Source organism: Cedecea sp. (genome assembly GCF_036500665.1).
In the GTDB taxonomy this organism is placed as follows: domain Bacteria; phylum Pseudomonadota; class Gammaproteobacteria; order Enterobacterales; family Enterobacteriaceae; genus Cedecea.
Genome location: NZ_DASYBS010000050.1, coordinates 81770 through 108577 on the forward strand (window position 1 = coordinate 81770; position 26808 = coordinate 108577).

Genomic DNA, 26808 nt, shown 5'->3' on the forward strand with positions numbered 1-26808 from the left:
AGGCTAATTAGCCTCCCGGAGAGGGTTTAGAAGTGCGTATTGACGCTCATGTAATACGTGCGGCCAGACTCGTTGTAGGTCTCGGCACCCGCGCCATACATATAAGCGTTGGTGGTGGCATTCCCGGTGGTCTGGGCGTTACCCGCGCGCCAGTGGCGCTTATCCAGCAGGTTATCAATGCCGGCGGTTAAGCTGACGTTTTTGGTCGCGTCCCAGGTCGCGCTCATGCCAATGATGCTATAAGGGCTGACCTCGTTGGTGTCGCTGCCGGTAACCGGTTCGCCCTTGTAGTTGTACTTCTTCGGAGCCTGCTTGCCGTACCAGGTCAGGGTGCTTTGCAGCGAAACATCCTGATGAACCTGCCAGCTCAGCGTCGAGTTAAGGGTGTATTCCGGGATGATCGACAGGCGATCGCCGGTTTCCTTATTTTTGCTTTGCAGCATATAAGTCAGGTTGTTGTTCCAGCTTACGGTGTCCGTCAGCGGCAGATTAATGGTGCCTTCCAGCCCTTCCACAACCGCTTTTGGCACGTTGCCCCACTGATAGATATCGGTTTTCTTGCTGTTAGAGGCAACAGGCGAATAACCGGATTCGATCTTGTTGCGGTAGTCGTTTCTAAACCAGGTGATCCCGGCCTGATAGCCGTCGCGCTTGAACTCCAGCCCAATCTCTTTGTTGACGCTGGTTTCGGCTTTCAAATCCTCGTTGCCCATCAGGTAACAGGCCCCTGCGCTCGCGGCACAGCCCTGGCCACGGCTATAGAGAATGTAGTTCGGGTTAGTCTGATACAGGCTTGGCGCCTTGTAGGCGCGGGCAATACCGAGCTTCAGCGTCAGGTCTTCCACCAGCTCCTGGCTAAGGTTCAGCGACGGGCTCCAGTTATTCCCCACGATGGAGTGATGATCGAAGCGCAGACCCGGCGTCAGCATAGTGCTGCTGGTTATCTCCATGTTGTTCTCGGCGAACAGGGAGAAGATTTCTGCTTTCGAATAAGGGCTGCGGATGGTGGACGACATACCCGGAATCGCACCGCCTTCGCTCAATGACTGGCTGTTCGACGAACCATCCTTCATGCGTTGCTGATTCCATTCGCTGCCGAGGGTGAGGTTTTGGTTCACCAGCAGGTCAAACGGAATGCTCGCTTCGCTGTGCAGCAGCACATCGCTAAGGTCGATATCCGAGAACTGATTATTGGCGAAGATCCCTTCCGTGCCGCCCGCCAGGCCTTCGTTCATGCGCGAGTTGCGGGTGTGTTCGTACTGCACCCAGGAGTTGGTGGTGACGCCGTTATCCCAGCCGCCGGTCCAGGTGACGGCATAGTTCTGGCGGTAGAGGCGGTTAGTCTCTTTGCCGTAGTTATCCTTCACCAACTGGTTGCTGTTGGTGTTTTGTGTATCACCCGAGTAGAGGTTGCCCTGGCGGCTGTAGCCTGTTTCAAACTCCAGCGCCTGCATCGGTGCAAACTCCCAGCGGATTAGCCCGTTCAGGTCTTTATGGATAACCCCTTCGCGGCCGGCAGGAAGCGTGCTGGCGTAGGATCCGGTGCGCAGCGACTGATGTCCCTGGTTGATGTCCCAGGCATCCGCCTGCGTTTTGTCCAGGTTGCCGTAAAGCCGGAAGCTGACGTCATCCCCCAGCGGCCCCGTCAGGCTGAAGTTGGTGCGTTTTGTCGAGCCTTCGTCTTTGTGTTCCGGCGCGTTGAAATAGGTATTCCAGCTGCCGTGGAACTCGTTGCTGCTGCGTTTGGTAATAATGTTCACCACGCCGCCCGCCGCGCCGTTACCGTAGCGAGCCGCCGCCGGGCCACGCAGGACTTCAATACGCTCGATCATTTCAGGCGGAATCCACGAGGCATCGCCTCGGGTATCACGCTCGCCGCGCCAGCCAAGGCGGACGGAATTACGGCTGGTGACCGGTTTACCGTCAATCAGGATCAGCGTGTTTTCTGGCCCCATGCCGCGAATATCAATCTGGCGGCCGTTGCCGCGCTGCCCGCTGGTAGAGTTGCCGGTAAGGTTAACCCCTGGCATGGTACGAATGATTTCAGAGACGTCACGCGCGACAGGGTGCTTCTTTAATTCTTCGGAGGTGATAATCGACACGCCGGGTGCCTGCAGCGTTTGCTGGGCAGCGGTGACGACCAGCGTGTCTTCATTTTCTACGGGTGCCGTCTCTGCTGCCGCCGAAAAGGCAGTGCCGTAGAGGCCCAGACTCACCAACGTGGCGAGGGAGTACGATAATGTATTGTTCATTATTTATCCTGAGTGTCACCGCCTGCGTCCCGTAAACTCCTTTCCGAAATGAGGAAGGACGCGGCAAAAGTGTCTGGAGTTGAAAGTGCGGAAACACGCTATTGCAAATGAAAATAATTATCAATGTCTTTCTCAGTTGGCATTTGAAACCAATTAATTCCGCTAATTAATCATCCCTGGTTATCAATCCCCGCGTTAACCATTCACCAATCTGATATTCCACAATTGACCTGCCGACTTTACGGTTGCGATACATATTTAGGTGATCTCATTAACAAACTGAGGTAAATGCCCCGCGTTTTGCCCGCTTCAGATTGTGAGAACCGCTATTCCAGGCTAGATAAAAAATGTAACAACTCTCGGTATCCACTTAGAAAACGGACAAAATTGATGGATAGATTTGGGAAACACCTCGTCTGGGTCGTGCTTGCTTTGATAGGCGCATTTGCCCTCGGCTACATCGCTTTGAATCGTGGTGAGCAGATAAATGCGCTGTGGATTGTCATTGCCTCCGTCTGTATTTACCTGATTGCCTACCGCTACTACGGTTTGTTTATCGCGAAACGCGTGCTGACGGTGGATGCCACGCGCATGACGCCGGCCGTGCGGAACAATGACGGTCTTGATTACGTCCCAACGGATAAAAAGGTGCTGTTTGGCCACCACTTTGCCGCTATTGCTGGGGCGGGGCCGCTGGTGGGGCCGGTACTTGCTGCGCAAATGGGGTATCTGCCGGGCATGCTTTGGCTGCTGGCGGGCGTGGTGCTGGCAGGAGCCGTACAGGACTTTATGGTGCTGTTTGTCTCCACGCGCCGCAACGGGCGCTCTCTGGGGGAGCTGGTTAAAGAAGAAATGGGCAACACCGCGGGCGTTATCGCGTTAGTGGCCTGCTTTATGATCATGGTGATTATCCTGGCCGTGCTGGCGATGATCGTGGTGAAGGCGCTGACCCATAGCCCTTGGGGTACATACACCGTTGCCTTTACCATCCCGCTGGCGCTGTTTATGGGCGTCTATATTCGCTATTTGCGCCCGGGGCGCATTGGCGAAGTGTCGGTGATTGGCCTGGTGATGCTGGTATTTGCCATTATCTCCGGCGGCTGGGTGGCGGAGAGTGAAACCTGGGCACCGTACTTTGACTATACCGGCGTACAGCTGACGTGGATGCTGGTGGGCTATGGCTTTGTGGCTTCAGTGCTGCCGGTGTGGCTGCTGCTGGCGCCGCGCGACTACCTCTCCACCTTCCTGAAAATTGGCACCATCATCGGGCTGGCGATCGGCATTTTGATCATGCGCCCGACGCTGCAGATGCCTTCATTAACAAAATTCATCGATGGTACCGGCCCGGTCTGGAGCGGTGACTTGTTCCCGTTCCTGTTTATCACCATCGCCTGCGGGGCTGTTTCTGGCTTCCACGCGCTGATAGCTTCCGGCACCACGCCGAAAATGCTGGCGAATGAAAATCAGGCCTGCTTCATTGGCTACGGCGGCATGCTGATGGAATCCTTTGTCGCCATCATGGCGCTGGTGGCGGCCTGTGTTATCGACCCTGGCGTGTACTTCGCGATGAACAGCCCGATGGCCGTACTGGCTCCGGCAGGCACGGCTGACGTTGTGGCTTCTGCCGCGCAGGTGGTGAGCGGGTGGGGCTTCCATATCACCCCGGAAACGCTGACCACTATCGCCAGTGAAGTCGGCGAGCAGAGCATTATCTCTCGCGCCGGCGGGGCACCAACGCTTGCCGTGGGGATGGCGTACATTCTGCACGGCGCGTTGGGCGGGCTGATGGACGTCTCGTTCTGGTATCACTTTGCCATTCTGTTTGAAGCGCTGTTCATCCTGACGGCGGTGGATGCCGGGACTCGCGCGGCGCGCTTTATGCTGCAAGACCTGCTGGGAGTCATTTCACCCGGGCTGAAAAGAACCGACTCGCTGCCGGCCAACCTGCTTGCAACCGGGCTTTGCGTACTGGCATGGGGCTACTTCCTGCATCAGGGCGTGGTCGACCCGCTGGGCGGCATCAACACGCTGTGGCCGCTGTTCGGCATCGCCAACCAGATGCTGGCGGGCATGGCGCTGATGCTCTGTGCGGTTGTGCTGTTCAAGATGAAGAAGCAGCGCTATGCGTGGGTTGCTCTGATGCCGACCGCCTGGCTGCTGGTTTGTACTTTAACGGCAGGCTGGCAAAAAGCGTTCAGTTCGGATGCGAAAGTGGGCTTCCTGGCTATCGCCAACAAATTCCAGGCGATGATCGACAGCGGGAATATTCCGGCGCAGTACACGCAGTCGCAGCTTAGCCAACTGGTGTTCAATAACCGCCTGGACGCGGGGCTGACCATATTCTTTATGGTGGTAGTTGTGGTGCTCGGCTGGTTCTCGCTGAAAACCGCGCTCAAAGCGCTGAAGTCTGACCAACCAACGTCGAGTGAGACGCCGTACGAGCCGATGCCTGAGAATTATCAGGAGATCGTGGCGCAGGCGAAAAGCGTGCATTGATTTTTACCCTCACCCTAACCCTCTCCCTGCAAGGGAGAGGGGATAGATCAGGCATCTTTATTCCCCCACCCCCCTTTTGGGAGAGGGGATAGATCAGGCTTCTTTATTCCCCCCTCTCCCCTTTGGGGAGAGGGCCGGGGTGAGGGGCCGCACACTGGAGACACTATGTTCGATAATCTCGCCAAAGCCGGGAAATACCTCGGCCAGGCCGCAAAAATGATGATTGGCGTACCCGATTACGACAACTACGTGCAGCACATACGCCAGACCCATCCGGAGCAAACTCCCATGACCTACGAAGAGTTTTTCCGCGAACGTCAGGATGCGCGCTACGGCGGTAAAGGCGGCGGACGCTGCTGCTAAAACTTAGCATTTAACAAAAATGTGACATTTCGCTCGTTTTTTAGCGGCCAGCAAAAATCCTGTTGTGCGAAACCGGCGAGTGTGATTTTATCAATGACGACTTTTAACACAGATTCAGGAAACCCATGACCCATTCCCTGCCAACTTCGACCCTACTACTTACCGCGCTACCAGCCGCGGTGGTCGTCGTGCGTGTGGTGGTGGTCGTCGGCAATGCGCCGTAGGGACTGAATCAACGCATCGATTCCAAACCCCGCCGGCGCAAACCGGGCGGGGTTTCTTGTTTTAAGTGCCTGCCCAGAAGCGAACCGGCTTATTAGAAGGACTGGAGCATGGCAATTTCGGACACACCCTCACAACGCATCACCGGCGCTCAGCTGATTGTAAAAATGCTGGAGCATCACGGGATCACCACGGTTAGCGGCATTCCAGGCGGCACCGTTCTGCCGCTCTACAATGCCCTGAGCCAAAGCACCCGCATTCGCCACGTACTGGCTCGCCACGAGCAGGGCGCGGGATTTATGGCGCAGGGCATGGCGCGTACCAGTGGCAAACCGGCGGTCTGCATTGCCTGTAGCGGGCCGGGTGCGACTAACCTGGTTACCGCCATCGCCGACGCGCGTCTCGACTCCATCCCGCTGGTTTGTATCACCGGCCAGGTACCAACCTCGATGATTGGCGCCGATGCTTTCCAGGAAGTTGATACCTACGGCATCTCCATTCCTATCACCAAACATAACTACCTGGTGCGCAGCATCAGCGAGCTGCCGCAGGTGATTACCGACGCCTTCCGCATTGCGCAGTCTGGCCGCCCTGGCCCGGTATGGATCGACATTCCAAAAGACATTCAGACCGCTGAAATCGACATCGCCGAACTGCCTGCGGTGGCCGCGCCTTCGGCTGCTCCGGCTTTTGACCATCAGGATATCGCCCGTGCGGCGGCGATGATCAACGACGCTAAGCGTCCGGTGCTTTACCTGGGCGGCGGAATCATCAGCGCAGGCGCGGCGGAGCAGGCGCGTGAGCTGGCGGAGCGAGCCGGGCTGCCGACAACCATGACGCTGATGGCGCTGGGCACGATCCCCGCGCAGCACCCGCTTTCCCTGGGAATGCTGGGGATGCACGGGGCGCGTAGTACCAACTTTATCCTTCACGAAGCGGACCTGCTGATCGTGCTTGGCGCTCGCTTTGACGACCGCGCGATTGGTAAAACCGAAGAATTTTGCCCGAATGCAAAAATTATCCACGTCGATATCGACCGCGCCGAGCTGGGCAAAATTAAGCAGGCTAACGTGGCTATTCGCGGCGACGTGCGTGAAGTCCTGAGCCAGCTTATCCCGCAAACCAAAACTTCCCAGCGCAGCGAGTGGCTGCAAACGGTGGGTGACTTGCAGCGCGAGTTCCCGTTTGCCACGCCGGGCGCGGACAACCCGCTGATGCCTTACGGGCTTATCAAAGCCGCAGCGGCGTGTGTGGATGACGAAGCTATCGTCACCACCGACGTAGGCCAGCACCAGATGTGGGTGGCTCAGGCCTATCCGCTCAATCGTCCTCGCCAGTGGTTGACGTCGGGCGGGCTGGGCACCATGGGCTTTGGCTTACCGGCCGCGGTTGGCGCGGCGCTGGCTGAGCCTGGCCGCAAGGTGCTGTGCTTCTCCGGCGACGGCAGCCTGATGATGAATATCCAGGAAATGGCCACCGCCGCTGAAAACAATCTGGATGTGAAAATCATCCTGATGAACAACCAGGCATTGGGGCTGGTACACCAGCAGCAGACGCTGTTTTACCAGCAGAATATCTTCGCCGCGACCTATCCTGGCATGACGGATTTCATTACTATCGCGCGCGGTTTTGGCCTCGCGACCTGTGACCTGAACAAGGCGGAAGATCCGCACGCCGCGCTGCAGGAGGCGATTTCTCGCCCGGGCCCTTGCCTGATTCACGTTCGCATCGACGCGGATGAAAAAGTCTACCCGATGGTGCCGCCGGGTGCCGCCAACACTCAGATGATTGGAGAGTAAGCCATGCAACCATCAATCACTAAACAATCTATCGCTAAACAGTCAACCGTCATTCTGGAACTAACTGTGCGCAACCACCCGGGCGTGATGTCACATATTTGCGGCCTGTTTGCCCGTCGGGCGTTCAACGTCGAGGGCATTCTCTGCCTGCCGCTGCCGGAAGGGGACCAGAGTCGCATCTGGCTGCAGGTGGGGGACGACCAGCGGCTGGAGCAGATGGTCAGCCAGGTCGACAAGCTGGAGGATGTGGTGCAGATAATCCGCCACGCCGACGACCCGGGCATCTTTAACCGCCTGACCGCATTTGTGCAGTAAGTCAATGAAACCGGGGCTTTCAGGCATATTTTTGAAAGCCCCGCGCCCGGATGCATAAACCCCGGAAGCTGCGCCGCAATCCCGGCATGCCATAGAACGATTTCAACCAACCTCAAGTAAAAATCCGTTAGCCTGCCTTGAGAAAAATAAGCGCGACTAAATTTTGTTCGTGCTTGTTTGTTGCTTTAAAGCTACACTCAAGGAGTCAAGGATGAACATGATTACGTTCTTCGAAACGACAGAAGGAAAAATGCCTTTCAAGGATTGGCTGCGGGCGCTAAAGAATGCGAGAGCAAAAACCAAAATAGTCATGAGGATCGACCGACTTTCTTTTGGTAACCCCGGCGATAGTAAACCCTGCGGGCAAGGCGTATGGGAAATGCGCATCGATGAAGGGCCTGGTTACAGGGTGTATTACGCCCAAGACGGTAAAGCAGCCTGGCTCTTACTGGCGGGAGGAGATAAACGTGACCAACAGACGGATATCGAACGCGCGACAAAATGGTGGCTTGAGCATAAAGGGAGAAAAAATGAAATTTAGCGAATTTGATCAAACGGTTATTGATATGCTTCGCGAAGATCACGCCTTCGCCGTGGACTATCTTAAAGAAGCCTTTATTGGGCTGGACGGTGAAGATGGCGAAGCCATGTTTCTTATTGCCATGCGCCGCCTGGTGGAGGCCAGAGGCGGGTTTACGGAGATTGCCAGAGCGGCAAATCTAAACCGAGAAACGCTTTATCGCACGCTGTCTGAGCGTGGAAACCCCACCATCAAAACCACCAAAAAGGTACTACATGCGGTGGGGATCCACTTCTCAGAGATTGCAGGCTAGCCGCAGATCAGAAGCCCTGGCGAACCAGCAGCTCAGGCGTAATCTCGGCGATAGACTTCGCGCCGGTCAGCGTCATCGCCACACGCATCTCTTTCTCAATCAGGTTTAGCAGGTTGCTGACGCCAGCCTCGCCGTGGGTGGCCAGCGCATACAGGAAGGCGCGTCCCAGCAGTACCGTGTCGGCGCCTAGCGCAATCATACGCACCACGTCCAGGCCGTTGCGGATGCCGCTATCCGCCAGAATTGTAATATCGCCTTTTACCGCATCGGCAATAGCGGGCAGGGCGCGTGCGGAAGAGAGCACGCCGTCCAGCTGACGGCCGCCGTGGTTAGACACCACAATACCGTCTGCGCCAAAGCGAACCGCATCGCGGGCATCTTCCGGATCGAGGATCCCTTTAATCACCATCGGGCCATCCCAGAACTCGCGGATCCACTCCAGATCTTTCCACGATATTGACGGATCAAAGTTGTTCGCCAGCCAGCCGATATAATCTTCCAGCCCGGTCGGTTTACCGAGGTAGGCGGAGATATTGCCGAGATCGTGCGGGCGGCCGTTTAAGCCGACATCCCATGCCCACTGCGGGTGCGTTACGGCCTGAAGATAACGACGCATCGCCGCGTTAGGGCCGCTCATGCCTGAGTGTGCATCACGGTAGCGAGCGCCCGGCGTTGGCATATCGACGGTAAACACCAGCGTAGAGCATCCGGCGGCTTTCGCCCGCTCCAGCGCATTGCGCATAAAACCGCGATCTTTCAGGACATAGAGTTGGAACCACATCGGGCGGCTGATGGCGGGAGCGACTTCTTCAATAGGGCAAACGGACACCGTCGACAGGGTAAAAGGAATGCCTTTCGCCGCGGCGGCTTTTGCGGCCTGAACTTCTCCCCGGCGCGCATACATGCCGCAAAGCCCCACGGGGCCGAGGGCCACCGGCATAGACAGCGTTTCGTTAAACAGCCTGGTTTCCAGACTCAGCGCCGACATGTTTTTCAGCACGCGCTGCTTGAGCGCCACCTGTGCCAAATCCTCCACGTTACGTTTCAGGGTATGCTCGGCATAGGCCCCGCCGTCGATGTAGTGGAATAAAAAGGGCGGCAGAATGCGCTCGGCGGCGGCACGGTAGTCGGTTGCTGCGGAAATAATCATCGTTTCTTTTCCCTTATTTGATCACTTGCTTCGTCCGGGAGGCGGGTAACACGTGCCTGACGGGCTTCATCTTCCTGCAGGGTCTTGATGGTGGCGTGCACGTAGCCGAGGTGCGACTGGGCGGCTCGTCTTGCGCGCTCGGCGTCTCCGGCAAGAATCGCCTGCAACAGTTCGTCGTGCTGCTCGGTTAGCCCGGCAAAAATGGCCGGAACGGTATACATGCGCTGGCGGCTGTGAAGCACCGAAGATTGCAGCAGGTCGAAGAACCCGCGCATGGTCTGCAGCAGCACGATATTGTGGGAGGCTTCGGCTATTGCCAGGTGAAAGCGAACGTCGGCCTGCGCGGCGAGATCCGGGTCGTCGCTCTCTTTAAACTTGAGCGTGGCATCAAAACAGGCGATCAGCTTTTCTTTGTCGGCCTGCGTCGCCCGCATAGCCGCGTACCAGGCCGTGCTGCCTTCAATGGAGTGTCTCGCTTCGAGGATATCCAGCTGGTAATTGGGATCGCCCTCAACCAGCGTTTTCAGCGGCTGCACGATGCGTTGTTCCGACCATTGTTCGGTCTGGTAGCGTAGATAAGTGCCGCCGCCGCGTCGGCTGGCCAGCACGCCTTCGCCAATCAGCTTCTGAATCGCCTCGCGTAAAATCGAGCGCGAACAGCCCAGCTCGGCAGCCAGCTGACGTTCGGCGGGCAACCGCATGCCCGCCTCCAGGTTACGTTCATTAATCAGCGCCTTAACACGCTCAACCATCTGGTCGGCAAGGCGCGGAACAGCTTCGGTCATGGGATCATCCAGGTTAAAACATAGGCCTGCAGCGTGGTAATCACGCCCACCATGCAGGTGAAAATCAGACTGTGCTTCACGGTGAAGCGGAACAGGTCTGACTCTTTCCCCACCAGCCCCACCGCCGCACAGGCAATGGCTATCGACTGCGGCGAAATCATCTTGCCGGTGACGCCGCCGGTGGTATTGGCCGCCACCAGAAGCAGGTCCGACACGCCAATCTGCTGCGCGGTGGTTGCCTGCAGGGCGGCAAACAGCGCGTTAGAAGAGGTGTCCGACCCGGTCAGGAACACGCCCAGCCAGCCAAGGAACGGCGAGAAGAAGGTAAAGGCATGGCCGGTGTGCGCCAGCGCCAGGGCAAGCGTGGCCGACAGCCCGGAATAGTTGGAGATAAAAGCAAACGCCAGCACCATGCCGATCGAGTAAATCGGCAGCGCCAGCTCCTTCAGCGTTTCCCCAAAGGTTGCCAGCGCCGCTTTTGGCTTCATGCGCAGGTAGACAATAGAGATCAGCGCCGCGACCAGGATGGCCGTGCCGGTGGCTGACAGCCAGTCGAACTTAAAGACTGCCGCGTAAGGCGCACTGGCGGCAACCACCGGCGGCATTTTGGCGACCAGGTTATCCAGGAACGGTACCGAGAAATTATAGACCCAGTCCGCCATCGCGCCGCCTTTAGCGAACAGCGCTTTAAACGGCGGGATGCTCCACAGCGTGACCGTGGCCGTTAAGAACAGGAACGGCATCCAGGCTTTGACAATCTGCCCGGTGGTATATTTTTGCGAAGACTGCTCTTGCACGGTTTCAGCCGCACCCTCGCTATCAAAGCGGAAAATACGCACCGGCTTCCAGACCCGCAGGAATGCCGTCAGGCACACCAGCGACACCAGCGATGAGATGATGTCCGGCAGCTCAGGGCCGATAAAGTTGGAGCTGAGATACTGCGCGATAGCAAATGAACCGCCCGCCACGATCACCGCCGGCCAGGTCTCTTTGATGCCGCGCCAGCCGTCCATAATCGCCATGATCCAGAACAGGACGATGATCGTCAGGAACGGCAGCTGGCGGCCGACCATCTGGCCTATCTCGAAGCTGTCCAGACCGGTGACCTGCCCGGCAACGATAATCGGGATCCCCATTGCGCCGAAGGCCACCGGTGCGGTGTTCACGATCAGGCACAAACCGGCGGCATAAAGCGGCTTAAAGCCGAGGCCGACCAGCAGGGCGGCGGTAATGGCAACCGGCGCGCCAAACCCGGCGGCGCCTTCGAGAAATGCCCCGAAAGAGAAGCCGACAATCAGCATTTGCAGGCGCTGGTCCGGCGTAATCGACAGGATAGAGGAGCGAATAATGTCGAACTGGCCGGTCTTTACCGAGATCTTGTAGACAAACACCGCGGCGACGATTATCCAGGCAATCGGCCACAGACCATAGAAGAAGCCATAAACCACTGAAGCAAGCGCTCTGTCCACCGGCATGCGGTAAAGAAACAGTGCGACGAGCAGCGCAAGCAATACCGTCAGCGTCGCGGCTTTGTAGCCCTTCATGCGCAGCTTAATCAGCGCGAAAAAGAAGAACAGGATCGGGATCGCGGCAATCAGGCTCGACAGCCAGATATTCCCGAGCGGGTCGTAGAGTTGTTGCCAGACTTGCATGCAGGTGTTCTCCAGGGTGAGGCGTTTATCGTTTTTTATTAGATTGGTAGGACCAACTTTGCTTTGTAGAGCAAATGATGGCTAATGGTTAATCTTGTGTTAACGGATGGCAACGGTCTGGCGAGCCTTTATCGGCATTTTGTAGAAAAGGGCACGTTTTTAGTGAAATTGGTAGGACCAAAAGGCCTCTCCTCCGGGCGGAAAAGAGGACGAAATGTTAAAGCTCCTGGCGGGTAGGGCGGAACAGGATTTCGTTGATGTCGACATCCTCCGGCTGGCTGATGGCGAAGGCGACCACGCTGGCAAAGGACTCGGCGGAGATCGCAACGTCGTCGTAGAACTGCTGGATATTGGCCGCCACGTCTGCTTCGGTAATGCTGGTCACCAGCTCGCTCTCAACCGCCCCCGGCGAAATAATTGTCGTGCGGATGTTGTAAGGCTTCACTTCCTGACGCAACCCTTCAGAGATCACCCGCACCGCCGTTTTGGTGGCCGCGTAAACCGCGCTGCCCGCGCGAACTTTGTGGCCCGCGACGGAAGAGGTATTGATGATGTGGCCACTTTTTTGCTGCTGCATGTAAGGCAGGGCAGCGGCAATGCCATATAGCACGCCCTTAAGGTTGACGTCGATCATCGCATTCCAGTCGTCGAACTTTTTGCGTTCCAGCAGCGAATGCGGCATCAGACCCGCATTGTTGACCATGACATCCACTCGCCCGTACAGCGCAATGGCCTTATCGACCAGCGCCTGTACCTGATCCGGCTGTGTGACGTCGGTCTGCACCGCTGCTTCCGGGCTCAGGTTAAGATCCTGCGCCAGTTTTTTTAGCCGATCGAGACGGCGAGCGCCCAGCACTAGCTTAGCACCGTCTTTGACCAGGCGACGCGCCAGGGCCTCACCCAGGCCGCTGCTGGCGCCGGCGATCACCACAACTTTATTTTCAATGCCTTGTGTCATGTAACCTCCATCGCTATTTTTTGTATTGCTCATCGCTGACTTTTTCCAGCCATTCAACCGGGCTGCCGTTTAATGACTCGGCAATCGCGATATGCGTCATTGCCGTTTCTGGCGACGCCCCGTGCCAGTGTTTCACCCCTTCGGGGATCCAGGCGATATCGCCCTGGTTCAGGTCCTGAATCTCTCCGCCCCATTCCTGCAGCCAGCCGCGCCCCTGGGTAACGATCAGCGTTTGGCCAAGTGGGTGTGTATGCCAGGCCGTGCGTGCGCCGGGTTCAAAGGTGACGGTAGCCCCGCCTACACGTGCGTTTTCCGTGCCGCTAAATGGCGCATCAATGCGCACCGTGCCGGTGAAATAGTTCTCCGGGCCTCTCTGAGAAGGCTGGGATCCGCTGCGGGTAATTTTCATGTTGTACTCCAGATAGCGCATTCATTGATCGTAGAAATACAGTAGACGCGATTGGCGCAGGGGACTAGCCGGTGAAATGTATAAGAGCTTATGAATCCAGCTCATGAATCTCGCTATACTGGAGGGATTCTGTCACTGATTGAGGCGCGTTCGTCCATGCTAAAAGAGAACTTTCACGATCTCATGTCATTTATGGCAGTGGCGCGTGAACGCAGTTTTACCCGGGCGGCGGCAAAACTTGGCGTTTCCCAGTCAGCCCTAAGCCACGCGATTCGCGGGCTTGAAGAGCGCCTCCAGCTTCGCTTACTCACCCGCACGACGCGGAGCGTTGCGCCGACCGAAGCCGGAGAAAAGCTGCTTGCCAGCCTGGCGCCGCGTTTTGCTGACCTGGAGAACGAACTTGCCGTTCTGAGTGAAATGCGCGAGCGCCCGGCCGGTAATATTCGCCTTAACGCGGCGGAGCACAGCGTACAGTCGGTGCTATGGCCGGTGCTGCAAACCTTTCTGGTCGACTACCCGGACATCAACGTAGAAATTAGCGTGGACAACGCGTTGACCGACATCGTCAGCGGGCGGTTCGACGCGGGTATTCGTCTCGGCGAGCAGGTGGCAAAAGATATGGTAGCCGTACGCATTGGCCCGGAGCTCAGTATGTCGGTGGTTGGTTCGCCCGCTTATTTTGACAAGCACGGTTATCCGACCACGCCGCAGGATCTCCAGCAGCACAACTGCATCAATATGCGTCTTCCCACTTTCGGTGGACTTTATGCCTGGGAGTTCGAAAAAGACGGGCGCGAGCTAAAAATTCGTGTCGAAGGGCAATTAACATTCAATAGCCTTCGCCAGCGCATTGATGCCGCGTTGCTCGGCCTGGGGCTGGCTTTTGTCCCGAGCGATACGGTGACCGACAAGATTGCCGAAGGGCGGCTGGTGCGGGTGCTTGAGGCCTGGTGCAAACCGTTCCCCGGCTATTACCTTTATTACCCCAGCCGCAAGCAGCACACGACTGCCTTCTCTCTGCTGGTGGATGCGCTGAGATATTCGTCCCCACCCACAGATGATTAATGGATTATCGATGAGTTTTTCCGAACGATTTGCGAGTCGTTGCTGAAAATTCACCGATGCCGAAGCCTGAACGTTCCCAGACCCTTTTTTTAGCCCTGCTCGTAACTTATTGATTTGTCGATTCTGCGCCGTTGTCCCTAAAAAAGGGTGTGAAGTGGGAAAGAGATGGTTTTACCTATTGCAACAGAGGGTTAGCTGTGAAAAGCTCTTGTTCACTGCCGTACAGGCAGCTTAGAAACATGCCCGAGGCATACAACTGGCGCGCACGACGTTCACTGCCGTACAGGCAGCTTAGAAAGATACCAAATACCAGTACTGGTGTCCTGAACAGTTCACTGCCGTACAGGCAGCTTAGAAAACTAATCCATGTCATCAATGTTTCAATGACTGGTTCACTGCCGTATAGGCAGCTTAGAAATTACACATAATCCCGGACCGTGGGCAATCACAGTTCACTGCCGTACAGGCAGCTTAGAAAAGAGAGAACGCAACACGGTGTGACAGGATATCGTTCACTGCCGTACAGGCAGCTTAGAAATTCGAATCATACCACGGCACCGTTTATCACGAGTTCACTGCCGTACAGGCAGCTTAGAAAAGTCCCGGTTGCCCCGATAGGGATACCGAGATGTTCACTGCCGTACAGGCAGCTTAGAAATCAGACTGCGTGTATGTGGAACTGACGGCGTATGTTCACTGCCGTACAGGCAGCTTAGAAAGGTCCATGTCCCGCTATAGGTCCGGGCAATCGGTTCACTGCCGTACAGGCAGCTTAGAAAAAAATTCAATTTCGCGTTGACCTGCTGCATCTGTTCACTGCCGTACAGGCAGCTTAGAAATGTTCCTCGTTGGTCATTTTCAGGCTGCCGGCGTTCACTGCCGTACAGGCAGCTTAGAAAGCAATCAGAAGGGGAACAAGTTCACAGAACGGGTTCACTGCCGTACAGGCAGCTTAGAAAGCACTGATAAATTCATTAAGGATTGAACATGAGTTCACTGCCGTACAGGCAGCTTAGAAAGCTAAAGACCTGCTGCCAGTTCTGTTTGTCATGTTCACTGCCGTACAGGCAGCTTAGAAATGATATATTCATGAAAATTATATGTCCTGGCTCATTCATTCTCGTGTTGATGGTTTTTGTTATTTCGTTTTCGTGCTTGAGAGTGAAATGAAAGCTGCTCTCTCAGGTTGATGATCCTTTTGTATTACTTATCTTGAATTATTTCTCAGTGTTTAAGTAAAAAAGCGTTATGATGTTTTCCAGAGTGCGTTGTATTCAATTGCATGGATGTAATCTTTATGTTAATGCCTTCTGATTTAAAAACTATTCTGCATTCCAAACGAGCTAATATTTATTATCTTCAATACTGCCGGGTGCTGGTTAACGGCGGGCGAGTGGAATATGTCACGGATGAGGGAAAGTCTTCGCTTTACTGGAATATCCCCATCGCGAATACCACGGTGGTGATGCTGGGTACCGGAACTTCAGTCACGCAGGCTGCAATGCGAGAGTTTGCAAGGGCTGGCGTATTAGTTGGCTTCTGCGGCAGTGACGGCACACCTCTTTATTCTGGTAACGAAGTTGATATTGACGTGTCATGGATCACCCCGCAAAGTGAATATCGCCCGACAGAGTATCTACAGGACTGGGTGTCATTTTGGTTTGATGAAGATAAACGGTTGATGGCCGCTAAGCGTTTTCAACATATTCGTTTGCAGCAAATAGAGCGTAACTGGTCTGGCGCCAGAATACTACGAGAAACACGTTTTAATCCTCAAGCCACAATATTAAAAGATAAACTAGAGCGTTTTCATATCGGAATAGAAAAAGCGGCCAGCCATAATGAGTTGATGCTGCAGGAGGCGCAGCTCACCAAAGCCCTTTATAAATTAGCCAGTGATGCGGTGCAGTACGGTGACTTTACGCGTTCTAAACGTGGTGGAGGAACTGACGGCGCTAACCGTTTATTAGATCAAGGTAACTATTTGGCATACGGGCTCGCTGCGGTAGCAACTTGGGTGACGGGAATACCGCATGGCCTCGCGGTGCTACACGGCAAGACGCGGCGAGGTGGGCTGGTTTTTGACCTGGCGGATTTGATCAAAGATGCACTGATATTGCCGCAGGCGTTTATTGCGGCAATGGAAGGCGAGGACAACCAAACTTTTCGCCAGCGCTGTATTACCGGGTTTCAGCAGTCTGCCGCGCTGGATTTAATGATTGAAACGCTCCAGGAAACAGCAGCTGCATTAAAAGGCGAGCAAAAATGAACGTCCTGATTGTCTCGCAGTGCAGCAAAAAAGCGCGAGAGCAAAGCTGTCAGATCCTCGACCAGTTTGCGGAACGCAAAGGGGACGGCTGCTGGCAAACGATGATTACGCAGCAAGGGCTGGATACGCTAAGGCGTTTACTTCGTAAGAGCGCCCGCCGAAATACGGCCGTAGCCTGCCATTGGGTCAAGAAAAGCGGGCAAACGGAACTGCTGTGGATTGTCGGCAATCTTCGCCGGTTTAACGTCCACGGCTCGGTGCCAACTAATCGTACTTCGAGAGATATTCTGCGCAGCAAGCATGAATCTGGCTGGCGCAGCATCGAGTCCATTGCCGTGCTGACCGCCATTGCCGGTCTGTTTCATGATTTTGGCAAAGCGGGAGCTTTATTCCAGAAAGGATTAAAAAACGCCTCAGCCCGTGGCTACCAGCCGTTTCGCCATGAGTGGCTGTCCGTAAGGCTGTTTCAGGCGCTGGTCGGGCAGCAAACCGATGAGCAATGGCTGGCGCGGCTCGGCGAACTGAAACCCGCTGATGAAAAAACGTTGCTGGCGCAGCTTTACAAAGATACGCAGGAACGAACGGAAAGCCCGTTTATTAGTTTGCCTCCGATGGCGCAGGTTGTGGCCTGGCTTATTCTGTCCCATCACCGTTTACCACAATACTTAAGGAAAGATGCTCCCCCCGGCTTTGAACAGGATAACTGGCTGACGGCGCAGCTTAATGCCAACTGGAACTCATGTAATCATCTCAAGGATGGCTGGTCAGCCCGGGATTTTAAAGACGTCTGGCGCTTTCCTGAGGGAACGCCTTTGCAGAGCAGCACCTGGCGCGAGAAGGCCCGGCAGTTGGCAAAGCGGGCCGCGCACGCGGTCTCTGTTTATGAATTTGGCAGCTGGATCAGGTTTTCACCTTACATATGGCGCGTCTGTCGCTCATGCTCGCCGATCATTTTTACTCTTCGCAGATGCCTCTCACTGCGTGGCAGGATGCGGCTTATGCCGCCTGGGCGAACACCGATCGGGCAACGGGGCAGCTCAAGCAGAAGCTGGATGAGCACAATATTGGCGTCGCGCATCATGCGTTTTTATTAGGCAGAACGCTCCCCGTGCTGCGCGAGCATTTACCGGCGATTACCCGGCATAAGGGCTTTCGTGAACGGGCGAAACATCCTCATTTTCACTGGCAAAACCGCGCGTGGGACGTGGCTCAAGGGCTGCGCGAACGGGCGGAAAGACAGGGTTTTTTCGGTATCAACATGGCTTCAACAGGCTGTGGCAAGACCTTCGCTAATGCACGAATTATGTATGCCTTATCTAATGAGGATAAAGGCTGCCGCTTTACCGTCGCACTGGGGCTGCGCACCCTGACGCTGCAGACCGGAGATGCGCTTCGGGAAAAACTGAATCTGGGCGAGGACGATCTTGCGGTGTTAATCGGTTCTTCCGCCGTGCGTGAGCTGCATGACGATAAAAATAAAGAAGAAGATGATATCGACCGCAGCAGCGCTTCAGAAGAAGCGTTATTCGAAGGGCATCAGTATGTTCATTATGACGGCGTGATTAACCAGGGGCCGCTGCGTCAGCTGCTGGATCGCGATCCAAAGCTCAGCAAGCTTATCAACGCCCCGGTGCTGGTCTCGACAATCGACCATATTATGCCCGCGACAGAAGGAACGCGCGGTGGGAAGCAAATTGCGCCCATGCTGCGCCTGCTCACCAGCGACCTGGTGCTTGATGAACCCGATGATTTTGATATTGCCGATCAGCATGCGCTTTGCCGCCTGGTGAACTGGGCGGGAATGCTGGGCAGCCGGGTGCTGCTCTCATCCGCGACGCTGCCGCCGTCGTTGGTACTGGCGCTTTACAGTGCTTATCTCTCCGGGCGAAAAGCCTTCCAGCAGGCCTGTGGGGAACCGGGGCAGCCGCTAAATGTCTGCTGTGCCTGGTTTGATGAGGATGAATCCTGCCCCGCTGAGTTTGGGGCTGCGCAGTCTTTCTATGAGCACCATAATCAGTTCGTGCAGCGTCGGGCTAAAAGGCTGGCGGTGAAGCCGGTTATCCGGGAAGCGAAACTGCTTCCCGTTGAGGCGGCCGATGGGGAAACGGCGTCGCTTGCTGCTACGCTGCAGCGCGAAATTCTTAGTTTGCATGCCAGCCACCATCAAACGCATCCCAACGGAAAGACGGCCTCGCTGGGGCTGATGCGAATGGCAAATATTAATCCTCTGGTGGCGACGGCCAGGGAGCTGATGTCGCTCCCTTCGCCGGAAGGATATTGTATTCATTACTGTATTTACCACAGCCAGCACCCGTTGCTGTTCCGTTCGCATATTGAAAAACGCCTGGACGCGGTGTTTTCTCGCCATGATGAACAGTCGCTGTGGCGGCAGCCCGAAATTCAGAAAGCCATCGAGCATAATCCTGCGATGAATCAAATATTTGTCGTGCTGGGGACTTCTGTCATTGAGGTTGGCCGGGATTGGGATGCGGACTGGGGCATTGCAGAGCCCAGCTCAATGCGCTCGATTATCCAGTTTGCCGGCCGCATTCAGCGGCACCGACAGCAAAAGCCGAACAGCGCCAATCTTCTGATCCTCAGCAAAAATATGCGCGCACTGCGTCCGGGCACCCAAAAAGCGGCCTACTGCAAGCCCGGCTTTGAAAACGATACATACAGGCTGAGCAGCCACGATCTCGCCGATATCCTTCACCCTGAGCAATATCAATTTGTAAATTCGGTGCCGCGCATTCTTGAGCCCACCGAAAATTATCGCAAAACGAAGCCTTACCATAATCTCAGCACCCTTGAGCACGGGCGCAGCTATGGCGATCTGCTGGGAGCTATAGAGGCTAACAAACGGCCTCCGGCTGCAGCCTGGTGGCGCAAAAAAATTAGCTGGAGCAGCGAGCTGCAGAGGCTGACGCCATTCAGGCAGTCTCAGTCTGAAGAGCAGCTGTTTTTGTTTATGGCAGAAGAAGAGGACGAACCGACTTTCTGTGTGCTGGATGATAAGGGCTGGAAGGAGGCGGGGGGAATCGACCCCGTTGAGCTGCCGCTTGCAGAGGGGGTTTGTTCCTGGCTGGAAAGTGATTATGCCACGGTGATGCTCGAGCTGGCGGAGCGCAAAAGCATGGAACTTCAACAGGTCAGCCGCTTCTATGGCGAGATTAATTTACGGGTTAGCAAGGCTGGTGATACCGCCTGGCTTTATCACCCTTTGTTGGGCGTGTTTCGGAAACAGAACACGTAACTGGTTCAGGGGAATGTATGTCACAAAAGGAACTCACGACGTTTATCGTTGAATACATCGCAGGACGACGGCAAACCAAACTCGATGCCTTCGACAAAGATGCCGCCAAGCGCCTGGCGGCAGATAGCGCGCTAGAAAGTGAAATATTGCAGGAGCGCCGCGAGCTTGAGTTGCGCTATGCGCCCGGTAACTGGCTGACGGATGCGGCAAAGCGGGCGGGGCAAATTAGCCTTGTCACGCACGCCGCTAAATTCACCCACGGTGATTCCAAAAGCAGCAGTATTTTTACCGAAAACGATGCTGTAGAAGGTTACCTTTCAACTTCAACGTTGAATAACCCTGCGGCGGATGCCGTGGGCAATGCTGCGGCGCTGGATATAGCGAAGTTGCTGCAAACCGAAGTGGACGGCGATTCTCTGCTGGCCTGCCTGAAGCGCAACGACGACTCAGCGCTGGCGGCGCTGGCTGAAAGTCCGCAGCAGCTTGCCGAGTGGCTGGATGGATTTTCGCGAGCGCTGACGATAAAAGATCCCATTTCCCATAAATTGGCGAAGCAGATCTATTTCCCCGTCGCCGAGGGCTATCACCTGTTGAGCCCGCTGTTTTCCAGCTCTCTGGCTCAGGCCATGCACCAAAAAATGGTTGCTCACCGCTTTAGTGAGGCATCGAAAGCCGCCTGGAAGGCACGCGGTAAAAATGAGTGGCATCCGGAAATTTTGGTGATGTTTCCCAACACCGCCGTGGTCAATTTTGGCGGTACAAAGCCGCAAAATATTTCTTTATTAAACAGTGTTCGAGGTGGGCGTACGTGGCTGCTTCCTGCTCAGCCCCCCGCCTGGGAAGCTCAGGATAAAAAGCCGCTTGGCATGACCACAATCTTTGCTCCCGGCGCCTTTGAACGTGCGACAAGACATGCCCGTCGACAGCTTATTCATCTGTTGGTGAGTACCGGAGAAACAAAAAACGCTCGTATTCGTCGGCAGCGCGACCGCTACATCGACGAGATGATCGATGTGCTCTTCAACATTGCCGCAGGTATTCAGCGTGAAGAGTGGGCGGGTTGGACTCAGGACTCAGAATGTAAATTATCTGAACATCAGCGGCTGTGGCTCGATCCTTATCGGGCTGTTACCGACGAAGCTTTCCGTGCCACGCGCGAGAAGGGTGACTGGCAGATGGATGTGGCGAATGATTTTGCCCGCTGGCTGAACGGACATCTTAAGGCCGGAGGGATAGGCGCTGAGCTGACAGAGCAAAAAGAGTGGCGAACAAAACCGCTGTTCCGCCAGCGCCTGCGCGAGATGGAACGCTCTTTCAGGAGATATCGCCATGAGTAAGCTTATCGTTTTACATCGCCTGAAGGTTGAAAATGCCAACGCCATTGCGGGGCTGACCTGGGGCTTCCCGGCAATCACCCATTTTCTGGGGTACACGCATGCGCTTTCCAGAAAGCTTGAGGCCAGCCACGGCATTACGCTGAGCGGATGCGGCGTGGTATGCCACAGCCATCAGGTGCATGCCCATACCTCCGGGCGCGACTACCAGTTTGCCTTAACCCGCAACCCGCTGACACGTGAGGGAAAAACGGCCGCTTTTAATGAAGAAGGCCGTATGCACATGACGGTCTCTCTGCTGCTGGAATGCCACGGCGAGATTGCCAACGGCGATGCGGGATTCCGGGCTTTGGAAGAGCACATCGAAACGCTGTGTCAGACGCAAAAGCTGGCCGGTGGCTCCATCACGGGGATGCGTAACGTCCGCGTTCATGAGCTGACTGCTGCTAAGGACATATGGCGAGAGATTCGCTATAGCCTGATGCCTTGCTTTGTTCTTCTCGACCGCTCGTCCTTGCTGGAGACTCACTTCCAGCAGCTGCAACAGCAGCAGTCAGACGTGGACAAGCTTGATGCCTGGCTCGATTTCGCGGCGCTCAAAATGAAATCTGACGAATCAGGAAACTGGCAATACCAGCCAAAACCAGAGGCGGGTGGCTACCTGGTTCCTTTGATGACCGGCTGGCAGCGAATATCTCCTCTTTATGAAGCCGGTACTGTCGCCAATGCGCGTGATGCCGAGTCGCCGTTCTGCTTTGCCGAAGCGGTTTACGGCGTGGGGGAATGGCGTGGCATGCACAGGATTGCGACGCCTGAAGACGCATTCTGGCGCTATCGCACCACGGAAACCGGCTACTACTGCTGCGGCCCGCTCGTTCATGAAGATGATGAACTGGAAGCCGATGCAGAGCTGGAAGCAGATGAACCTATTATTTTTGATGACATTTAAGGGACTATATCATGGCGAAAAATACGACGATTAAAACGGCTTCTGTACTGGCCTTTGAGCGCAAACTGGCGAACTCTGACGCACTGTTATTTGCTGGCGACTGGCAGGGTAACAGCTGGCTGCCGGTAAAAGTCCAGGAGAAAGCTGTGCGGGGCACTATCTCCAACCGCTTAAAAAATGCGGTAGCCAGCGATCCTGCAAAGCTGGATGCCGAAATCCAGAAAGCCAATCTGCAGCGTGTGGATGTGTCTGCATTGCCTGCGGACGCCGACACCTTAAAAATGGCCTTCAGCCTCCGCATTTTGGGCAACCTGGCCACGCCGTCGGTTTGTAACGATCGCGCTTATCAGGCTGAGCTTGAAGACGTGATCAATGGCTATATCGCGGAAAACGGTTTTGCTGAACTGGCGCTGCGTTACGCCTCAAACCTGGCCAATGGCCGCTTCCTGTGGCGTAACCGTGTGGGTGCAGAGCAGGTGAAAGTGGTCGTTAAAGGGAGTAAAACCTGGGAATTTAACGCCCATGATTACTCGCTGCGTGACTTTGGTAACAAAGACGAATCGCTGAACGCGCTGGCGGCAGAAATCGAACTCGGCCTGAAGGGTGAAAGCTTTGTGCTGCTGAATGTTGAAGCTTATGTTCGCCTGGGGCAGGGGCAAGAAGTGTTCCCTTCTCAGGAACTGGTACTGGATAGCAACAGCAGCAAGAGCAAAGTGCTGTATCAGGTGGACGGCGTCGCGGCTCTGCACTCCCAGAAGGTGGGCAACGCGCTGAGAACTATTGATACCTGGCACCCGCAGGTAGAAGCGCTCGGCGCTATTGCGGTAGAGCCATACGGCTCAGTCACCAGCCGTGGTGTGGCCTGCCGTCAGCCAAAAGAGAAAATGGACTTCTACACTCTGCTCGATAACTGGGTGACAAAAGGTGACAAGCCGTCGGTTGAACAGCAGCACTTTGTGATGGCCGTGCTTATCCGTGGTGGCGTATTCGGCGAGAAAGCAGACTAAGGGCGGGCCTATGGACAGCTATCAGGATATCCGGGTTCTTCCGGACCCAGAGTTTAAGTCAACGATGCTGCTCTCAGCCTTATTCGCCAAACTGCATCGGGCGCTTGCGGCTCGCGAAACAGGTGACATCGGCGTTAGTTTTCCTGGGCACAGCAAAACGCCGGGCGAAGTGCTGCGTCTGCACGGTGAACGCGCGGCACTTGAGGCTCTGGAGGCAACTGGCTGGCGCGCAGGCCTGAACGACTATTGCTTCAGCTCAGGCGTGCAAGCCGTTCCGGAAGTTAAGGGCTGGCGATGCGTTTCCCGTGTGCAGGTCAAAAGCAGCGCAGACAGGCTGCTGCGCCGCTCCGTTCGTAAGGGATGGATCACCGAGGAAGAAGCACAGCAGCGTATTGTAAATCAGCAGGATCAAAGCTCCGATCTGCCTTTTATACTGATGAAGAGTTTATCCTCTAAGCAGGCATTTCGGTTATTCATCCTGCACGGGGAGCTATTTCCCTCTCCGGTAGAGGGCAAATTTAGCCTCTACGGTTTAAGTGCCAAAGCGACCATTCCCTGGTTTTAATCTGCAATCCGGGCGGGAAACCGCCCGGTTTTTCTCTGGTGTATTGATTCCATTTTGCGCATTGCCGCTCAGGCCGGTGGGGGGCATGGCGACAGTAACAGCCGCTTCCGTGCAAGTGAGTGCGTTCAGGCAGAACATTTCTCAAGCGTAAACTGGATAAAGCGATCCAGTTTAGGCACAACGTTTTTCTTCATTGGGTAGAGCAAATGCACGGGGCGCGGTGAGGGAAGGTAGTCCTCCAGCAGTGCAACCAGTCTGCCCGCTTTAATATCTGCCTCAATTAAAAATCGTGGCTGCATCAGCACGCCGTTATTTTTTAGCGCCGCCTCCCGTAAGGCATAGCCATCGTTGCTGCGCATGACCCAGCTATCAGGCCACGGAATTTCTTGGCCATCATGTCGCAAACGCCAGGTGAAATTATTGTTCCACGTCGAGTGTGAAAGCAGGCGGTGGTGGTGTAAATCATCGGGGGTTTGCGGTATGCCATATTTTTCCAGGTACGCAGGCGTGGCACAAATCGACATAGCATAATTAAGCAGTGATTTAGCAACCAGGGCGTAATCGCGTAAATAGCCAATACGAAATGCGCAGTCGTACCCCTCAGAAATCAAGTCGACTGGGTGGTTATTCAGAATCAGCTCAACCTGAATCTTCGGATACAGGCTCATAAATTCAGCCACAATTGGGGCGACTATCTCTTTCCCCAGCGTCATCGGGGCGCTGACGCGGAGCAGCCCCTGAGGCTCGGCCTGCAAACCTTCTATCACTTCGTAGCTTTCATTCACTTTGGCTATGATGGACAAGGCATATTCATAGAATATTTGGCCAGGGTGCGTCACTGTCATGGTTCGGGTAGTGCGCTGTAATAGTTCAGTTTTTAGTTCTTTTTCAAGCGCATGAATATATTTCGTGACCATGACAACCGAAATTTCTAATTTCTTTGCCGCGGCAGTAAACGTTTTCTCTTCAACGACGCAGGTAAAAATCTCCATCGCCCTAAATTTGTTCATTTTTAACCTCTGGTTAAATCAGTATAAACTTTGTATGGATTTATTTTTTCTTCTTTTTTGGTTATTTTTCTCTGCGAGTTTTTAACGGGGTAAAGAAAAGTGCGTTCTTATGAAACCAGAGTGAGTAACATACTTTTTATTAAGGTTATGTATTAGCCCTGTGATTTGTCAAGCATATCTGCTGAGGTGTTTACTGATTATGTCTAAATTCACTCCCCCAGGAAAGAAAAAATTAATTGGTAGCGCAACGCCGATTGTCAGACTGAATAATTTTGAGCGTTCTCTTGGCCTTGTTCATGATGAAATAAAAATATACGCCAAACGAGATGATTTGACGGCGTTAGGCGGCGGTGGGAATAAAACAAGGAAGCTTGAGTACCATTTGCATCAGGCTGCATTAACGGGGGCAACAAGAATCGTCACAACCGGGGGATTGCAGTCAAACCATGCACGTTTAACCGCGGCGTGCTGTGCTCACCAAAACATTTCTTGCACATTGATTCTTTCGAATAATGTCGCTATTCAGGATGATGAGTACCAGTCGAATGGTAATGTTCTTCTTGATTCATTATTTGGGGCTGAAATTATCAAGGCGCTACCGAGTGATAATGTTGGGGAGTTAACAACATCCGTTATTTCTCAATATGAACAGGCTGGAGAAAATGTTTATTTTATTCCGTTAGGTGGATCTACTGCGTTGGGTTGCATGGGATATGTTGATGCTGCGGTTGAAATTGCTGAGCAAGAGCGCGAGATGGGCACAACGTTCACACATATTTATGTGGCTAACGGCAGTTCCGGGACGCAGGCAGGACTTATCGCGGGTTTCACGCTTTTAGCTCACCCGGTTGATATCAAAGGGTACTCTGTATTGTTTGATAAAGCCGTGACCCAACAAAATACAAAGCGATTGGTGAACGAAACGCTTGCTTTACAGGCGTCAGCGTCAAGCGCATTTAGCGTAAACATTGATGATTCACAGCTAGGAAAGGGTTATGGTTCTCTGACAAAAGACATGCGTGATGCACTGGAATGTTTAGCCAGAACGGAAGGGTTGCTGTTAGACCCGGTCTATTCGGGTAAGGCCTTTGCCGGGTTGGTGCACGATATCAAGGTCAAAAAAATTGCCCGAGGGGCAAATGTTCTTTTCATTATGACGGGGGGCGCTCCTGGCTTATTCGCCTATTCTCGCCGCCTGCAAAATTAATTCATCCTTAAATTATCAGGAATAAAAAATGAGTGTAATGACTCGTCTGTTCTCCATTTTATTGTTGGCGCTTTCTCTTTCTGCCTGCCAGGGATCACATACTGAAAATAGCAAGGTGGCAACGGATTATGCCGCTGAACTTGACAGCAGCACAAGTTTTAGTCATCAACTGTTAGCGCTGTCTAAAAATAATATTATTTATTTTCCGTTGGATAGCAGCGCGATAGCTGATGAATATACCGAGTATTTAAAAGCTACAGGAACGTTTCTGGTGAATAACCCAACGGTAGGTGTTGTTATTGAAGGGCATGCGGATGAGCGCGGCACACCGGAATATAATATCGTGCTGGGTGAAAAAAGAGCAAGGACGGTCGAAAGCGTGCTGATGAGCTATGGCGTTCGTGCAGAACAGCTGGATGTTGTTTCGTTCGGTAAATCACGCCCGGCTATCTTAGGCCATAATGAAACGTCCTGGAGTATGAACCGGCGTGCGGTATTAGATTTCCAGGAACTTCCTGAGTAACAAGTTTTGTCTTTTTTGTGTCGGATTACAGTATTACGCATTTTTTATTTTCTGTGGCTGGCTTATTGTTCTCCCGTGATGGCAATGCAGCAATATGTGCTTGATTGCCCCGGACGAAATTTGATGACGGTAACGGTGACGGATTATGTGATTACGACGCTACACTGGGACAATGAATTTATCGTCGCTCCTCGAGCGATAAATATCGTTGATAAAAACCATGAAGCGTTGTCTGTGTATTTATTTGTGAATCAGGACGTGCTGACCATTAATTGCAGCCAGAATTTGTACCGTTTTGCATACCGTAGCCAGCGAGTGGTGACCTGCCATAAGGTCAGAGATATTTCTGTCCGTGTCTGGAACAAGACATAGGTTGTTGATGTTGTTTTGCC

General features: G+C 54.4%; 23 protein-coding genes, 1 pseudogene and 1 CRISPR repeat array. Of the genes and pseudogenes, 17 read left to right on the top strand and 7 right to left on the bottom strand.

The features are described from left to right. Positions 1–26: 26 nt before the first annotated feature. Positions 27–2252 (bottom strand): TonB-dependent siderophore receptor, encoded by a 2226-nt coding sequence (locus VGM55_RS08050; RefSeq protein WP_154185328.1) that lies wholly within the window; start codon positions 2250–2252, stop codon positions 27–29. 390 nt (positions 2253–2642) lie between these two features. On the opposite strand from VGM55_RS08050, the gene cstA reads away from it, so the two are divergent. From cstA to VGM55_RS08085, 7 genes are all read left to right on the top strand, one after another. Next, positions 2643–4748 (top strand): pyruvate/proton symporter CstA, encoded by a 2106-nt coding sequence (cstA, locus tag VGM55_RS08055; protein WP_331635177.1) that lies wholly within the window; start codon positions 2643–2645, stop codon positions 4746–4748. Positions 4749–4913: 165 nt separating this feature from the next. Further along, on the top strand, positions 4914–5111 hold the full coding sequence (locus VGM55_RS08060) for a YbdD/YjiX family protein (protein WP_331635179.1): 198 nt from the start codon (positions 4914–4916) through the stop codon (positions 5109–5111). 125 nt (positions 5112–5236) lie between these two features. Continuing rightward, positions 5237–5335: an ilvB operon leader peptide IvbL gene (ivbL, locus tag VGM55_RS08065; RefSeq protein ID WP_071842939.1), complete on the top strand. Its 99-nt coding sequence runs from the start codon at positions 5237–5239 to the stop codon at positions 5333–5335. A gap of 108 nt (positions 5336–5443) precedes the next feature. Continuing rightward, positions 5444–7132: an acetolactate synthase large subunit gene (ilvB, locus tag VGM55_RS08070; RefSeq protein WP_331635180.1), complete on the top strand. Its 1689-nt coding sequence runs from the start codon at positions 5444–5446 to the stop codon at positions 7130–7132. Between the two features lie 30 nt (positions 7133–7162). Then, complete coding sequence (ilvN, locus tag VGM55_RS08075) at positions 7163–7447, top strand: acetolactate synthase small subunit (RefSeq protein WP_232012452.1); 285 nt, start codon at positions 7163–7165, stop codon at positions 7445–7447. 211 nt (positions 7448–7658) lie between these two features. Continuing rightward, entirely contained in the window at positions 7659–7988 is a 330-nt protein-coding gene (locus VGM55_RS08080) for a type II toxin-antitoxin system RelE/ParE family toxin (RefSeq protein ID WP_154185324.1), read from the top strand. Next, positions 7978–8280: an addiction module antidote protein gene (locus tag VGM55_RS08085; RefSeq protein ID WP_038474998.1), complete on the top strand. Its 303-nt coding sequence runs from the start codon at positions 7978–7980 to the stop codon at positions 8278–8280. Before VGM55_RS08080 ends, VGM55_RS08085 begins: the two co-directional genes overlap by 11 nt. Before the next feature lie 7 nt (positions 8281–8287). Here VGM55_RS08085 and lldD read toward each other — a convergent pair whose 3' ends face one another. From lldD to VGM55_RS08110, 5 genes are all read right to left on the bottom strand, one after another. Further along, on the bottom strand, positions 8288–9430 hold the full coding sequence (lldD, locus tag VGM55_RS08090) for an FMN-dependent L-lactate dehydrogenase LldD (RefSeq protein ID WP_154185322.1): 1143 nt from the start codon (positions 9428–9430) through the stop codon (positions 8288–8290). Then, entirely contained in the window at positions 9427–10215 is a 789-nt protein-coding gene (gene lldR, locus VGM55_RS08095) for a transcriptional regulator LldR (protein ID WP_331635181.1), read from the bottom strand. Before lldR ends, lldD begins: the two co-directional genes overlap by 4 nt. Beyond that, a complete protein-coding gene (gene lldP, locus VGM55_RS08100; RefSeq protein WP_331635182.1) occupies positions 10212–11867 on the bottom strand; it encodes an L-lactate permease in 1656 nt (551 codons plus the stop codon). The genes lldR and lldP overlap by 4 nt, the downstream gene beginning before the upstream one ends. Before the next feature lie 217 nt (positions 11868–12084). Then, positions 12085–12825 (bottom strand): SDR family oxidoreductase, encoded by a 741-nt coding sequence (locus tag VGM55_RS08105; RefSeq protein ID WP_154185319.1) that lies wholly within the window; start codon positions 12823–12825, stop codon positions 12085–12087. Between the two features lie 13 nt (positions 12826–12838). After that, positions 12839–13234, bottom strand: a complete 396-nt coding sequence (locus VGM55_RS08110; protein ID WP_154185318.1) for a (R)-mandelonitrile lyase — start codon at positions 13232–13234, stop codon at positions 12839–12841. 156 nt (positions 13235–13390) lie between these two features. Between VGM55_RS08110 and VGM55_RS08115 the strand changes: the two genes are divergently transcribed. The 7 genes and pseudogenes from VGM55_RS08115 (at position 13391) to cas6f (ending at position 23676) form a co-directional block, all read left to right on the top strand. Continuing rightward, a complete protein-coding gene (locus VGM55_RS08115) occupies positions 13391–14299 on the top strand; it encodes a LysR family transcriptional regulator (protein WP_331635184.1) in 909 nt (302 codons plus the stop codon). Positions 14300–14509: 210 nt separating this feature from the next. Beyond that, positions 14510–15378: a CRISPR direct-repeat array (repeat unit 28 nt; unit sequence GTTCACTGCCGTACAGGCAGCTTAGAAA). A gap of 203 nt (positions 15379–15581) precedes the next feature. Continuing rightward, the gene (gene cas1f / locus VGM55_RS08120; protein ID WP_414648221.1) at positions 15582–16568 is read left to right on the top strand and encodes a type I-F CRISPR-associated endonuclease Cas1f; all 987 of its coding nucleotides are present in this window, start codon (positions 15582–15584) and stop codon (positions 16566–16568) included. Then, positions 16565–19821: pseudogene (gene cas3f, locus VGM55_RS08125) on the top strand (type I-F CRISPR-associated helicase Cas3f). The gene cas1f and the pseudogene cas3f overlap by 4 nt, the downstream one beginning before the upstream one ends. A 17-nt stretch (positions 19822–19838) precedes the next feature. Continuing rightward, a complete protein-coding gene (gene csy1, locus VGM55_RS08130) occupies positions 19839–21158 on the top strand; it encodes a type I-F CRISPR-associated protein Csy1 (RefSeq protein ID WP_331635186.1) in 1320 nt (439 codons plus the stop codon). Further along, a complete protein-coding gene (gene csy2 / locus VGM55_RS08135; protein ID WP_331635187.1) occupies positions 21151–22104 on the top strand; it encodes a type I-F CRISPR-associated protein Csy2 in 954 nt (317 codons plus the stop codon). The genes csy1 and csy2 overlap by 8 nt, the downstream gene beginning before the upstream one ends. Before the next feature lie 11 nt (positions 22105–22115). Then, positions 22116–23111: a type I-F CRISPR-associated protein Csy3 gene (csy3, locus tag VGM55_RS08140; protein ID WP_331635189.1), complete on the top strand. Its 996-nt coding sequence runs from the start codon at positions 22116–22118 to the stop codon at positions 23109–23111. Positions 23112–23121: 10 nt separating this feature from the next. Further along, positions 23122–23676, top strand: a complete 555-nt coding sequence (gene cas6f / locus VGM55_RS08145) for a type I-F CRISPR-associated endoribonuclease Cas6/Csy4 (RefSeq protein ID WP_331635190.1) — start codon at positions 23122–23124, stop codon at positions 23674–23676. Between the two features lie 125 nt (positions 23677–23801). On the opposite strand, the gene VGM55_RS08150 is transcribed toward cas6f, so the two are convergent. After that, a complete protein-coding gene (locus tag VGM55_RS08150) occupies positions 23802–24686 on the bottom strand; it encodes a LysR substrate-binding domain-containing protein (RefSeq protein WP_331635191.1) in 885 nt (294 codons plus the stop codon). A gap of 199 nt (positions 24687–24885) precedes the next feature. Between VGM55_RS08150 and VGM55_RS08155 the strand changes: the two genes are divergently transcribed. From VGM55_RS08155 to VGM55_RS08165, 3 genes are all read left to right on the top strand, one after another. Beyond that, complete coding sequence (locus tag VGM55_RS08155; protein ID WP_331635193.1) at positions 24886–25893, top strand: D-cysteine desulfhydrase family protein; 1008 nt, start codon at positions 24886–24888, stop codon at positions 25891–25893. A 28-nt stretch (positions 25894–25921) separates the two neighbouring features. Further along, positions 25922–26416: a peptidoglycan-associated lipoprotein Pal gene (gene pal, locus VGM55_RS08160; RefSeq protein WP_331635194.1), complete on the top strand. Its 495-nt coding sequence runs from the start codon at positions 25922–25924 to the stop codon at positions 26414–26416. Between the two features lie 78 nt (positions 26417–26494). Then, positions 26495–26788 carry a hypothetical protein gene (locus VGM55_RS08165; protein WP_331635195.1) on the top strand — a complete coding sequence of 98 codons (294 nt, stop codon included), beginning with the start codon at positions 26495–26497 and terminating at the stop codon, positions 26786–26788. Positions 26789–26808: the final 20 nt, after the last annotated feature.

Coding starts and splice junctions, on each gene's coding strand:
- VGM55_RS08050 (WP_154185328.1), bottom strand. CDS start 2,252: ATGAACAATACATTATCGTACTCCCTCGCCACGTTGGTGAGTCTGGGC.
- cstA (WP_331635177.1), top strand. CDS start 2,643: ATGGATAGATTTGGGAAACACCTCGTCTGGGTCGTGCTTGCTTTGATA.
- VGM55_RS08060 (WP_331635179.1), top strand. CDS start 4,914: ATGTTCGATAATCTCGCCAAAGCCGGGAAATACCTCGGCCAGGCCGCA.
- ivbL (WP_071842939.1), top strand. CDS start 5,237: ATGACCCATTCCCTGCCAACTTCGACCCTACTACTTACCGCGCTACCA.
- ilvB (WP_331635180.1), top strand. CDS start 5,444: ATGGCAATTTCGGACACACCCTCACAACGCATCACCGGCGCTCAGCTG.
- VGM55_RS08080 (WP_154185324.1), top strand. CDS start 7,659: ATGAACATGATTACGTTCTTCGAAACGACAGAAGGAAAAATGCCTTTC.
- VGM55_RS08085 (WP_038474998.1), top strand. CDS start 7,978: ATGAAATTTAGCGAATTTGATCAAACGGTTATTGATATGCTTCGCGAA.
- lldD (WP_154185322.1), bottom strand. CDS start 9,430: ATGATTATTTCCGCAGCAACCGACTACCGTGCCGCCGCCGAGCGCATT.
- lldR (WP_331635181.1), bottom strand. CDS start 10,215: ATGACCGAAGCTGTTCCGCGCCTTGCCGACCAGATGGTTGAGCGTGTT.
- lldP (WP_331635182.1), bottom strand. CDS start 11,867: ATGCAAGTCTGGCAACAACTCTACGACCCGCTCGGGAATATCTGGCTG.
- VGM55_RS08105 (WP_154185319.1), bottom strand. CDS start 12,825: ATGACACAAGGCATTGAAAATAAAGTTGTGGTGATCGCCGGCGCCAGC.
- VGM55_RS08110 (WP_154185318.1), bottom strand. CDS start 13,234: ATGAAAATTACCCGCAGCGGATCCCAGCCTTCTCAGAGAGGCCCGGAG.
- VGM55_RS08115 (WP_331635184.1), top strand. CDS start 13,391: ATGCTAAAAGAGAACTTTCACGATCTCATGTCATTTATGGCAGTGGCG.
- cas1f (WP_414648221.1), top strand. CDS start 15,582: ATGGATGTAATCTTTATGTTAATGCCTTCTGATTTAAAAACTATTCTG.
- csy1 (WP_331635186.1), top strand. CDS start 19,839: ATGTCACAAAAGGAACTCACGACGTTTATCGTTGAATACATCGCAGGA.
- csy2 (WP_331635187.1), top strand. CDS start 21,151: ATGAGTAAGCTTATCGTTTTACATCGCCTGAAGGTTGAAAATGCCAAC.
- csy3 (WP_331635189.1), top strand. CDS start 22,116: ATGGCGAAAAATACGACGATTAAAACGGCTTCTGTACTGGCCTTTGAG.
- cas6f (WP_331635190.1), top strand. CDS start 23,122: ATGGACAGCTATCAGGATATCCGGGTTCTTCCGGACCCAGAGTTTAAG.
- VGM55_RS08150 (WP_331635191.1), bottom strand. CDS start 24,686: ATGAACAAATTTAGGGCGATGGAGATTTTTACCTGCGTCGTTGAAGAG.
- VGM55_RS08155 (WP_331635193.1), top strand. CDS start 24,886: ATGTCTAAATTCACTCCCCCAGGAAAGAAAAAATTAATTGGTAGCGCA.
- pal (WP_331635194.1), top strand. CDS start 25,922: ATGAGTGTAATGACTCGTCTGTTCTCCATTTTATTGTTGGCGCTTTCT.
- VGM55_RS08165 (WP_331635195.1), top strand. CDS start 26,495: ATGGCAATGCAGCAATATGTGCTTGATTGCCCCGGACGAAATTTGATG.